Origin of the sequence: Pseudomonas sp. NPDC089407 (assembly GCF_044900445.1) — a bacterium.
Lineage (GTDB): Bacteria > Pseudomonadota > Gammaproteobacteria > Pseudomonadales > Pseudomonadaceae > Aquipseudomonas.
Genome location: NZ_JBJDNB010000003.1, coordinates 34,495 through 48,023, shown reverse-complemented (window position 1 = coordinate 48,023; position 13,529 = coordinate 34,495). Strand labels below are relative to the sequence as shown.

Genomic DNA, 13,529 nt, shown 5'->3' with positions numbered 1-13,529 from the left:
ATCGATCACTCCCGGGCTTTTACCGAAGCCAGCGGCGCCGCAGCGGCCGCCGGAATCACTGCGGCCTTGCGCAGTGCGTTGAACACTTCGTCGCGGCTGCCAAGCATGTGTACGCCACCGTCGCGTAGCATCAGGATCTGGTCGACCGCGCACAGCACATTGGGCCGGTGCGAAATCAGGATCACCGTGGCCCCGCGTGCCTTCAGCTCGGCCAGGGCATCGACCAGGGCTTTTTCGCCAACGTCATCGAGGTTGGCGTTGGGTTCGTCCAGCACCACCAGGTTGGGCTCGCCATACAGTGCGCGCGCCAGGGCGATGCGTTGCTTCTGGCCGCCGGACAGTGGGCTGCCATCGGCCGCCAGGCGGGTGTCGTAGCCCTGCGGGAAGCGCAGGATCATCTCGTGCACGCCGCTGCTGCGGGCCGCGCGAATCACCGCGTCACTGTCCACCTCGGCAAAGCGCGCGATGTTTTCGGCGATGCTTCCTTCGAACAGTTCCACGTCCTGCGGCAGGTAGCCGAGCCATGGGCCCAGCTCGGCCTTGTTCCAGGTGAAGATGTCGGCGCCATCCAGGCGCACCTTGCCGGCCTGGGCCGGCCACACACCCACCAGCAGGCGGGCGAGGGTCGACTTGCCCGAGGCAGACGGGCCGATGATGCCCAGGCTGTCGCCGGCAGCCAGGCTGAAGCTCACCCCGCGTACGATGCTGGTGTTGCTGCCGGGGGCGCCGGCGATCACGTTTTCCACCGCCAGCATGCCCATCGGCCGCTGCAGTGACATGCTCGGTGGCCGCTGTGGGTAGTCTTGCAGCAGGTCGTTGAGCCGGCCCCAGGCCAGGCGGCAGCCCAGCAGCTGCTTCCACGACGCAATCACCTGTTCCACCGGGCCCAGTGCGCGGCCAGTGAGGATCGAACAGGCGATCATCATGCCGGGGGTGATCTTGCCCTCGATCGCCAGCAATGCACCGGTGCCGAGGATCAGCGACTGCAAGGTGATGCGCACAAAGCGCCCGGTGCTGCTGATCAGCGCCGCGCGGTCGGAGGCCAGGGTCTGCATCTGCAAGATGCGCAGGTGGCCCTGGTACCAGCGCTTGCCAACAGCCGGCAGCATGCCCATGGCTTCGATCACTTCGGCATTGCGCAGGTTGTTGTTGGCGTAGCTGGCTGACGACAGGGCTGCCTGGTTGGCTTCGGCCAGTGGCGTTTGCGTGGCCTTTTCGGTGAGGTAGGCGAGGAACACCAGTATCAGCGAACCGATCATCGTCACCAGCCCCAGCCAAGGGTGGATCAGGTAGCAGACCAGCAGGTAGATCGGCGTCCAGGGCGCATCGAAGAAGGCGAACAAGCCGTTGCCGGTCAGAAACTGCCGCACTTGCGCCAGGTCCTGCAGGGCCTGTGCCGGGTTGCCGCCAGCGCGGCTCAGGTTGCGTTCGAACGCGGCGCTGAAGATGCGCCGGTTAAGGTCCATGTCCAGGCAGTTGCCAACCCGGACCAACACGCGGGTGCGGATCATCTCCAAGGCCGACATCAGCAGGAACAACCCCACCACCAGCACGGTGAGCATGGCCAGGGTGGTGACATTGCGGCTGACCAAGGCGCGGTCGTACACCTGCAGCATGTACACCGCTGGCGTCAACATCATGACGTTTATTACGCCGCTGAACGCGGCCAGGGCATAGAAACTGCGGCGCAGGCGAAAGAGTGTGTCAGCGAGTTCGGAGCGGGATCGCGGCGGCTTTTGCATCGAAGGCCTCCCTTTTCACAAAACGGGAAGCCCTTGCGGCGCCCCGTACAGCGGTAGTCGTGGCTTCTGAGCGGCTCGCAGGCGGGTAGGCCACCGCGGCCTTGTTATAAACAGCAGCGTAGGTTGCAGCGAAACATCCTGTAATATCTTTTTGCTCTATAAAATCTTTGAACTTTTTATAAGTCCCCTGAAAACAGCGAGTTGCAACGCATTATCATTGCAGGACGATATTTTTGACGGGATATTGACAAGCTTTTCGCCTGCGACTTTAGTCTGATGTATTCGGCCCCTGCGTGAGCTGGGAGCGATGCACGTGCGTTACACCGCTGTATCGCACTGTTTACACGGTTCCCTCTGCTTCAAGGGGAACCGGCTTGCCGGCGATGAGGCCAGCGGCGTCAGCACGACACCGCCCAGCAGCCCCAGAACCCATGACCAGAAGCTGCGCACGTCAAACCTGACTGGGCGCGGGAAGGACCCTGTTGCCCTGTGATTTCTCCCGACATCGAGGGCAATTGAAATGGCCAATTTCAGCAAGTCGGACCTGGAATTCATCCTCAAGCAAATCTTCATCGCCGAAGCCCATGCCGCGGGCACCAGCCTGATCGACCTGCTGCCCAACAGCCAGGTACCGTTCGGCCTGCGCACCGTGGATGGCAGCTACAACAACCTGGTGGCAGGGCAGAGCGAGTTCGGCGCCGCTGATAATTCGTTCCTGCGCCTGCTCGATGCCTCGTACCGCGCCAACTATGTCGGCACCGGCACGGTCACCGATTCGCAACCGCGTACCATCAGCAACCTGATCGTCGACCAGACGGCGAACAACCCGGCCGCCGTCGAGGCCAATGGTGGCGCGGCCCCGGTGATGAGCCCAGGCATCGACGGGGTTTTTGGTACCGCCGACGACAAGCCGGTGTTCTTCATCCCTAACGTCTCGCCGGACGTCGGCCTGACCGCCGGCTTCAACGCCTGGATGACCTTCTTCGGCCAGTTCTTCGACCACGGCCTGGACTTGGTCACCAAAAGCAACAGCGACATCGTGTTCATCCCGCTGCTGCCGGACGACCCCCTGTACAAAGCCAATAGCCCGACCAACTTCATGGTGCTACCGCGCGCCGTGCGTACGGCCGGTGCCGATGGCGTGCTAGGCACCGCCGACGATGGCCAGCCCAACACCACTTCGCCGTTTGTCGACCAGAGCCAGACCTACAGCTCGCACCCGTCGCACCAGGTGTTCCTGCGCGAGTACACGCTCAACGCCGCTGGCGACCCGGTGGCTACCGGGCGGCTCATCACCAACCGCGACCTGGGTGCCGATGGCAAGTTCGGCACTGGCGACGATGGCAACAGCGAAAACGGCGGCATGGCCACCTGGGCGGTAGTCAAGGCCCAGGCCCGTGACCTGCTGGGGATCAACCTGACCGACGCCGACGTGCACAGCGTGCCGCTGCTGGCCACCGACCCCTATGGCAACTTCCTGCGTGGGCCCAACGGCATGCCGCAGGTGGTGATGCGCGTGAACAATGGCGCCGATGGTATCGCGGGCACCGCCGACGACGTCACCACGCTGGTCGAAGGCAACCGCGCCGCGCCCATCAGCCTGGCCAATGCCGTGAGCACCGGTCATGGTTTTCTCGATGACATTGCCCACAATGCCGCGCCCGTGGTGGTCGGTGAGGTGCTGCAGGCCGACGCCGACGCTGCCATCGGCAACGCACAGCCTGTGGGGCAGGGCGGCAACAACCTGACCTACGACAACGAACTGCTCGACGCCCACTACATCGCTGGCGATGGCCGGGTGAACGAGAACATCGGCCTGACTGCCGTGCACCATGTGTTCCATTCCGAGCACAACCGCCTGGTGCAGCAAACCAAGGACACCCTGCTGGCTGCCGGTGACTTGGCGTTTCTCAACGAATGGCTGATCGATGACGTCAGCGCCATCCCCACCACGCCCGCCGGCATCGCCGCGCTGGTGTGGGACGGCGAGCGGCTGTTCCAGGCTGCCAAGTTCGGCACTGAAATGCAGTACCAGCACCTGGTGTTCGAAGAGTTCGCCCGCACCATCCAGCCGCAGATCGACGAGTTCCTCGCGCCCAACGGCTACGACACCTCGATCAACCCGGCGATACTCGCCGAGTTCGCCCATGTGGTGTACCGCTTCGGCCACTCGATGCTGACCGAAACCGTCGACCGTTTCGATGCTGACTTCGACACGGTAAACGGCGACCCGCAACTGGGCCTGATCGCTGCCTTCCTCAACCCGCTGGCGTTTGCCGAAAGTGGCGCCACTGCCGACGAAGCGGCCGGCGCGATCATCCGCGGTGTCACCCGCCAACTGGGCAACGAAATCGACGAATTCGTCACCGAAGCCCTGCGCAACAACCTGCTCGGCCTGCCGCTGGACCTGCCGGCGTTGAACATCGCCCGTGGCCGTGACACCGGTATCCCCAGCCTCAATGAGGCGCGTCGCGAGTTCTACGCCGCCACCGGTGACAGCCAGCTCAAGCCCTACATCAGCTGGGTCGACTTTGCCGACCACCTCAAGCACCCGGCATCGCTGATCAACTTCATCGCCGCCTACGGCAGCCACAGCAGCATCACCGGGGCCACCACCGAAGCGGCCAAGCGCGCGGCCGCGGTGGCGCTGGTGCTGGGCGGCAACGGCGCACCGGCTGACCGCCTGGACTTCCTCAACGGCACTGGCGCCTGGGCCAATAACGCGGGGGTGACCATTACCGGTGTCGATGCCATCGACTTCTGGGTCGGCGGCCTGGCCGAAAAGAAAATGCCCTTTGGCGGCATGCTCGGTTCCAGCTTCAACTTCGTCTTCGAAACCCAGCTGGAAGCCCTGCAGAACGGTGACCGGTTCTACTACCTGTCGCGCACGGCGGGCATGCACTTCGGCACGGAGCTTGAGAACAATTCGTTCGCCAAGCTGATCATGCTCAACTCCGACGTCACCCACCTGTCCAACACCGTGTTCCTCACGCCCACCTTCACCCTCGAAGTGAACCAGGCCAACCAGTTCACCGGCCTGGGCGCCGACGGCCGCGCCGACCCGACTGGCGGCATCATGATCAATGGCGTCGAACTGGTGCCGCTGGTGATCCGCGACAACCCCGACACGGTCGGCCCAGACAGCAACTACCTGCATTACACCGGCGAAGACCACGTGGTACTGGGCGGCACCTCCGGCAACGACATCATCATCTCCGGTGACGGCGACGACACCCTCTACGGCGATGCCGGCGACGATGTGCTGGAAGGCGGCGCGGGCAATGACGCGGTGCTCGGCGGCGCAGGCGACGACATCATCACCGATTCGTTCGGTGACAACCGCCTGGAAGGCAACGCCGGCAACGACGTGATCGTCGCCGGCAGCATGCTGGCGGCCGGCAACCTGATCCTCGGTGGCGATGGCCAGGACTTCATCATCACCACCGAAGACATCAGCACCACCTTCGGCGGCCAGGGCGATGACTTCATCCTCGGTGCCAAGACCAACCTGCCACCCACCGGCAACGAGGGCGACGACTGGATCGAGAAGGGCACCCAGGACGGTGCGCCCGGCGACAACTTTGCGCCGCTGCTGGGTGACGAAGTGGTCGGCAATGACATTTTCGTCGGGGGCGGCGGCTTTGACGAAATGATCGGCGAGGGCGGCGACGACATCTTCGTCGGCAGTGATGCCCAGGACAAGATGGACGGCATGTCCGGCTTCGACTGGGTGACCTACAAGAATGACCAGGTGGGCGTCACCGTCGACCTGAGCCTTGCCGCCCTGGCCCAGCCCCATGGCAATGCGCCGAACCAGAACGCCGGGGTATTCAACCCGGTCGGTGCATCGTCGGCCTCCATCCTCGACCGCTTTGCCGAGGTGGAAGGGGTGTCCGGTTCGAAGTTCGCCGACGTGCTCAAAGGCGATGACGTCGATGCCGTGACCATCCTCAACCATGGTGGCGCCACGGGCAGCGCCCTGACCAACGTCGACCTGATCCACGGCTTGCGGCAGTTCCTGACCGATGCCGGCCTGCCAACCAGCGGCTTTGCCACCGGCAACATCATGCTGGGCGGCAACGGCAGTGACCTGATCGAAGGCCGTGGCGGCGATGACCTGATTGACGGCGACAAGTGGCTGAACGTGCGCATCGCGGTGTACGCCCCAGGCGACGTCAACCACACCGGCCCGGAAATCGCCAGCTTCGACAGCATGGTCGACATGATCCCGTTCATGCTCGACCGCACCTACAACCCCGGCCAGCTCAAGGCTGTGCGGGAAATCCTGCCCGGCACCTCGACGGGCGGCGCGGCCTTCGACACCGCGGTGTTCACGGGGGTGCAGAGCGAGTACGTAGTCACCCAGAACGACAAGGGTACGGCCGATACCGCCGACGATGTGTGGACCGTGACCGACACCGTGGCCGGCCGTGACGGCGTCGATACCCTGCTGCACATCGAGCGCCTGCAGTTCGCCGACAGCCAGCGCGTGCTGGTGCAAGGGGTGAACGCACAGCCCACCGGCAGCCCCACCGTAACCGGTGGCAACGCGGGTACCATCACGGTGGGCGACATGCTCACCGTCAGCGTGGCCGGCGTGCGCGATGCCGACAACATTGGCACCGGCAACCCGCTGGGTACGCTGGCCAACAGCTCTGTGTCCTATTACTGGCAGTTCGAGGCCGACCCGGGCAGCGGTGTGTTCCAGGACATCATATTGCTGCCCGCCGGCGACCTGGCGTTCCAGAGTGCCGACGGCACCTCGTTCAAGGTCTCGCCAGACCTGGCCGGCCTGAACTTGCGGGTCAAGGCCATTTACCAGGATGCCCACGGCACCACCGAAGTGCTGTTCTCCCAGCCCACCGGTGCCGTGCTGCCGGGCGCGCCGGTGGTACCGACACCGGCCGTGCCGGTGGTGGATGCCAGTGACGGTGGCGCAGGCCTGCACATGGTCCGTTCCGATCTCAACTTCATCCTCGCGCAAATCAAGATCGCCGAGGCCGATGCCCACGGCCAGGACATCCTCTCGCTGATCCCCAACATCCGCGCGCCGCTGGGCCTGCGCGCGGTGGATGGTTCGAACAACAACCTGATGAACCTCAACGGCAACAACCACACCCAGTACGGTGCTGCCGACAACGTGTTCCCGCGCCTCGCCGACCCGGTATTCAACCCGGCAGAAGGCGCGCCGGCCGGCTTCTTCGGCCCTGGCTCGCCAGCCATTCCGGGCTCTTCGTACCAGCAAACCAACGGCCCGGTGTTCGATTCGCAGCCGCGTACCATCAGCAACCTGATCGTCGACCAGACCTCGAACAACCCGGCGGCCTATGCCACCGCCTATGACCCGGGCCTGAACGGCAAGCTGGACTTCGGCGCGCAAGGCAATGACGACGTGCTCAAGGACGGCGTACGCGTTGTCGCCAGCCCGGGCATGGATGGCCAGTTCGGTACCGCTGACGACCATGACGTGTACCTGTTCGAGAACACCGCCGCCGATGCTGGGCTGTCGGCGCCGTTCAACGCCTGGATGACCTTCTTCGGGCAGTTCTTCGACCATGGCCTGGACCTGGTCACCAAGGGCGGTTCGGGCACCATCTACATTCCGCTCAAGCCTGACGACCCGCTGTATGTGCAGAACGGTTTCACCAACTTCATGGTAGTGACCCGTGCCACCAACCTGCCGGGCGCCGATGGTGTACTCGGCACGGCCGATGACATCCACGAGCACACCAACACCACCACGCCGTTCGTGGACCAGAACCAGACCTACAGCTCGCACCCCTCGCACCAGGTGTTCCTGCGCGCGTACATGATGACGGCCAATGGCCCGGTCGCTACCGGCCAGCTGATCACCAACCGCGACCTGGGCGCCGATGGCAAGTTCGGTACTGCCGATGACCACGAAATCGGCGGCATGGCCACCTGGAAGGTGGTCAAGGCACAAGCCCGTGACCTGCTTGGTATCAACCTGACCGACGCCGATGTCGACAACGTGCCGCTGCTGGCCACCGACGCCTACGGCAACTTCATCAAAGGGCCGCACGGCTACCCGATGGTAGTGATGAAGGGGGCCGACGGCATCGCCGGTACTGCCGATGACCAACAAATAGAAGGCAACCCGCTGGCGCCGATCAGCCTGGTCAACGCCGTGCGCACCGGCCACCAGTTCCTGGCCGACATTGCCCACAATGCCGTGCCGGTGTTCAGTGCCGGGGCATTGGCGCCGGATGCCGACAACGTTGCCGGTAACGCGGTACCGGTCAACCCGAATACCGGGGCCAACCTGGCCTACGACAACGAACTGCTGGACGCGCACTACATCGCCGGTGATGGCCGGGTCAACGAGAACATCGGCCTGACCGCCGTGCACGCGATCTTCCACGCCGAGCACAACCGGCTGGTGGCGCAGACCAAGGACACCGTGCTTGATTCGAAGGACCTGGCCTTCCTCAACGAATGGCTGCTCAACCCGGTCACCGCGCTGCCCACCACCCAGGCCCAGGTCGACGCCCTGGTGTGGAACGGCGAGCGGCTGTTCCAGGCGGCCAAGTTCGGCACCGAAATGCAGTACCAGCACCTGGTGTTCGAAGAGTTCGCCCGTACCGTGCAACCACGGGTCGACCTGTTCTTCGCCCCGACCCAGGTGTACGACGTCGACCTCGACGCCTCGATCGTCGCCGAGTTCGCCCACACCGTGTACCGCTTTGGCCACTCGATGCTGACCGAGACCGTCGACCGTTTCGACATCGACTTCAACGTCATCAAGGACCCGTCCAGTGCCAACCCCGACCAGCAACTGGGGCTGATCGCGGCGTTCCTCAACCCGCTGGCCTATGCCGCCAGTGGCGTTACCCCCGAGGACGCCACCAGCGCCATCGTGCGGGGGGTCACCCGCCAGGCCGGCAACGAAATCGACGAGTTCGTCACCGAGGCGCTGCGCAACAACCTGCTGGGCCTGCCGCTGGACCTGCCGGCCATCAACATCGCCCGTGGCCGCGACGTCGGCATCCCCTCGCTGAACGCCTTGCGCCGTGATATCTACGGGCAAACCGGCGATACCCAGCTCAAGCCGTACACCAGCTGGGTTGACCTGGTGCAGCACCTGAAGCATCCGGAGTCACTGATCAACTTCATCGCCGCCTATGGCACCCACAGCAGCATCACCGGGGCTACTACGCTGCTGGAAAAACGTGCTGCGGCCATGGCCCTGGTGTTCGGCGGAAATGGCGCGCCGGCCGACCGCCTGGACTTCCTCAACAGCAGCGGCGCCTGGGCCAACAAGACCTTGGCCGGCAAGGATGGCGTACTGGGCACCGTCGATGATTTGAAAGGGGTGACCATCACCGGGGTCGATGCCATCGACCTGTGGATCGGTGGCCTGGCCGAAGAGAAAACCCCGTTCGGCGGCATGCTCGGCACCACCTTCAACTTCGTGTTCGAGAACCAGATGGAGAAACTGCAGGACGGCGACCGCTTCTATTACCTGGAACGCACCGCCGGCCTGTCGATGAACGCCGAGCTGGAAAGCAATTCGTTCGCCAAGCTGATCATGGCCAACACCTCGGCCACGCACCTGCCAGGCCTGGTGTTCTCCGACCCTGGCTTCTACCTGGAGCTGGACCAGAGCAAGCAGTACAACGACGGCCTGGGCAATGCCGACCCGCTGGGCGAAAACGGCCAGCAGGTGGTGTTCCGTGACAGCCCGCTGACGGTTGGCCCGGACAGCAACTACATCCGCTATGCCGGTACCGAGCACATTGTGCTGGGCGGTACCAATGGTGACGATATCCTGGTCTCCAGCGAGGGTGACGACACGGTGTGGGGCGATGCCGGCAACGACCGCATCGAAGGTGGCGACGGCAACGACCAGCTGCGCGGCGGTGCCGGTGACGACATCATCAGCGACATGGGCGGTGACGACAACATCCAGGGCGGCGACGGCAACGACGTGCTGCACGGCGGTAACGGCATCAACCTGATCATCGGCGGTTTCGGCAACGACTTCATCGTTACGGGTGAGGATGCCTCCGAAGCCATTGGCGGCCAGGGCAATGACTTTATCCTCGGCAGCAAGGCCAACGAGCAGGACATGGGCAACGAAGGCGACGACTGGATCGAGAAGGGCACCTCGGACGGCGCGCCCGGCGACAACTTCGACCCGCTCGGCAACGACCCGATCATCGGCAATGACGTGTTCATCGGCGGCAACGAGAACGACAAGTTCAACGGTGAAGGCGGCGACGACATCATGGTCGGCAGCCTGGGCTTCGGCGACCGCTACATCGGCGGCTCGGGTTATGACTGGGCAACCTTCAAGGACCTCGCCCAGGGCGTGACCATCGACTACAGCGATCGCTTCTTCGATGTACCGCCGGTACCGGGCTCTGGCGCTTCGGCGCTGGTGCGCTTCGACATCATGGAAGGCTTGTCGGGTTCGGCGCATGGCGACTTCCTGCGCGGTGACAACGAAGACGCCACCTCGCTGCCTACCGCTGGCGCGACGGGCAGTGTGCTGACCAACATCAGCCTGATCGACGGCCTGGCCGGCTTGCTGGCTGCTGGCGCGACGTTCTACGACGGCGGCAACATCATCCTCGGCGGCAGCGGCAGCGACCTGCTCGAAGGCCGTGGCGGGGACGACATCCTCGACGGTGACAAGTGGCTGAACGTACGCATCAGCATACGCGCCAACCACGACGGCAGCGGCCCGGAAATCGCCAGCTTCAACAGCATGGAGCCGATGGTGCCGTTCATGCTCAATGGCACCTACAACCCGGGCCAGCTGGTGATCGTGCGGGAAATTCTCAGCGGTACCGACAACTACGACACCGCGCTGTTCTCGGGGGTGTCCACCGACTACAACGTGGTGGTCGATGGCAACTCGGTGACCGTCACCGACCTGGTGGCCGGGCGTGATGGTGTCGATCACCTGACTGGCATCGAGCGGCTGCAGTTCTCGGACACCGCGCGGGCCTCTGGCGTGGGCACTGCGGTGAACGCAGGCCCTTCGGGGCACCTGGTGATTCTCGATGCAGCCAGCGGCGTACGGGACGACACACCGGTCAGCGGCCAGTTGCTGAAAGTCACCAACCTGGCGGTGCACGATGCCGACAACGCCAGCGCGGCCAATGCCAGCGGTGCCGTCAACGGCCCGATCGCCTACTACTGGCAGGTCGAGCGCCTGCCAGGTTCGGGGGTGTACGAAGACATCACCTTCGTCGCGGCCGGCGAGGTTTCGCGGGCCATCGGCAGCACCTACCGGGTGACCGACGATGTGGCCGGCCTGAGCATCCGCGTACGTGGGGTGTACCAGGACGCCAAAGGCACGCTGGAAATCGTCGACTCATCGCCAAACAGCGCGCCCAGTGCCGGGCCGACCGTGACCGGGCTGTTGCGCCAGAACCAGACGCTCACCGCCAACCCGGCAACCATCGTCGATGCCGATGGCCTGAGCAACCCGCAGTTCAGCTTCCAGTGGCAGTCCAACCGCGGTGTCGGCTGGGTCAACATTGCTGGTGCCATCGGCAGTACCTTTGTCCTGACCCAGGCGCAAGTGGGGCAGAACATGCGGGTGGTGGTCAGCTACGTGGATGACTTTGGCGTACAGGAAAGTGTCGCCTCCGATATCCTCGACCCGGTGGCCAACGTCAACGACGCCCCGACCGGTGCGGTGCTGATCAGCGACACCACCCCTGACCAGGGGCAGACGCTGACCGCGCTCACGGGGGCCATTGCCGACCTGGACGGCCTGGGTGCCTTCACCTTCCAGTGGCAACAGGGCACTGGCGGCACCTTCGCCAACATCGCCGGTGCTACCGCTGCCACCTTCACCCCGGGCTTTGCCCAAGGCAACCAGCAGCTGCGGGTGATCGTGCGCTACACCGATGGCTTCGGCACCCTGGAGTCGTTGACCTCGGCAGCCACCGCAGCGGTGACAGTGCCACCTGGCGTGGTGCTGGTCGGTACCAACGGTGCCAACACGCTGACCGGTGGCGCGGGCAACGACATCATCTCGGGCCTGGGTGGCAATGACATCCTCAATGGCCTGGGTGGCGCCGACCAACTGTTTGGTGGTGTCGGCAACGACACCCTCAACGGCGGTGACGACCCCGACCTGCTCAACGGCGAGGACGGCAACGACATCCTCAATGGCGGGCTGGGTGCGGACGTAATGATCGGCGGGGCCGGCGACGATACTTTCGTGGTCGACAACACCGGCGACACGGTCACCGAGGCGCTGAACGGCGGTACCGACCTGGTGCAGACCAGCTTGGCAAGCTACACCCTGGGTGCCAACGTCGAGAACCTGACCTACACCGGCAGCAGCGCCTTTACGGGTACCGGTAATGCTTTGGCCAACACCATCACCGGTGGCGCTGCCAACGACCTGCTCAACGGCGGTGCAGGGGCTGACCGCCTGGTGGGTGGGGTCGGTAACGATACCTACGTGGTGGATAACGTCGGTGATGTGGTGGTCGAGGCCACGGGGGCAGGTACGGACCTGGTACGTACCACGCTGGCCAGCTATACCCTGGCCAACAACGTCGAAAACCTGACCTATACCGGGGCGGGCAACTTCACCGGTGTCGGTAATGGCCTGGCCAACATCATCAATGGCGCGGCAGGTAATGACACGCTCAGTGGTGACGGTGGCAACGATGTGCTCAACGGCAATGCCGGCAACGACACGCTCAACGGCGATGCGGGCAACGACCAGCTGTTCGGCGGCCTGGGCGCCGACCGCCTGAACGGTGGCGGCGGGGATGACCGCCTGGATGGTGGTGACGGCAACGACACGCTGCTGGGCGATGCCGGTAACGACACGCTGAACGGTGGTGCTGGCGATGACAGCCTTGACGGTGGCAACGGCAACGACACCCTGCAGGGCGGCGATGGCAACGACACGCTGTTTGGTGATGTTGGCAATGACACCTTGCTCGGCGGCGCCGGCAACGACTTCCTCAACGGTGCAGCAGGCAACGACACGGTCACGGGTGGTGCCGGCAACGACACCATGATGGCCACTGACGGCAACGATGTGTTCCAGTTTGCGGCTGGTTTCGGCAACGACCTGATCATCAACTTCGATGCCATCGCGGCGGGTGGCCAGGACCGGCTGGATATCACCGCCCTCAACATCACCGCGGCCACCTTTGCTGCCAGCGTGATCATCGCCGATGTTGGCGCGGATACACTGGTTAGCATCGGCGCGGCCGACTCCATCCGCCTGGTGGGGGTGGCGGATGCGACCACGGTGACCGCAGCGGACTTCATCCTGGCGGGTTGAGGGCCTGAGGGATAAGCTGTTGCTTCAAATGCAGGGGCTGCTGCGCAGCCCATCGCGACACAAGGCCGCTCCTACAGGGAATCGCGTAATTCCTGTAGGAGCGGCCTTGTGTCGCGATGGGCCGCAAAGCGGCCCCATTCACTCGCGAAAGGCGTCGCCGCATGTTTCCCCTCGATACCTGGCTGATGTACACCCTGGCCTGCGTCCTGCTGGTCCTGGCTCGTGCTGGCCTTCATCCCGCAGTTCGTCGACCCGCAGCGCGGCTCGGTGACCGTGCAGATGCTGGTGTATGGGGTGTGGTTTGCCTTGCTCACGGCCGTCGGCTTTGCCCTGATGGGCGTGTTTGCCACGGTGCTGACCGGCTTCCTGCGCGCGCGGCCCAGGCTGGTGAATGGCCTGAACCTTGGGGCAGGGGCCACGTTTGTGGCTTCGGGTGTGTCGGTTGCGGCGCTTGGGCAAAAGTAACACTGGGGCTGCTTTGCAGCCCATCGCCGGCAAGC

The 13,529-nt window shown here is 64.3% G+C and carries 2 protein-coding genes and 1 pseudogene; 2 read left to right on the top strand and 1 reads right to left on the bottom strand.

The features are described 5' to 3' along the window. Positions 1 to 5: 5 nt before the first annotated feature. Entirely contained in the window at positions 6 to 1,742 is a 1,737-nt protein-coding gene (locus ACI2KG_RS03410) for a type I secretion system permease/ATPase (RefSeq protein ID WP_404660797.1), read from the bottom strand. Positions 1,743 to 2,262: 520 nt separating this feature from the next. Here ACI2KG_RS03410 and ACI2KG_RS03405 point away from each other — a divergent pair. Together ACI2KG_RS03405 and ACI2KG_RS03400 are read left to right on the top strand one after the other, a co-directional pair. Next, positions 2,263 to 13,029 carry a peroxidase family protein gene (locus ACI2KG_RS03405; RefSeq protein WP_404660796.1) on the top strand — a complete coding sequence of 3,589 codons (10,767 nt, stop codon included), beginning with the start codon at positions 2,263 to 2,265 and terminating at the stop codon, positions 13,027 to 13,029. A gap of 222 nt (positions 13,030 to 13,251) precedes the next feature. After that, a pseudogene (locus tag ACI2KG_RS03400) lies at positions 13,252 to 13,494 on the top strand (LysE family translocator); the annotation flags it as partial. Positions 13,495 to 13,529 lie beyond the last annotated feature (35 nt).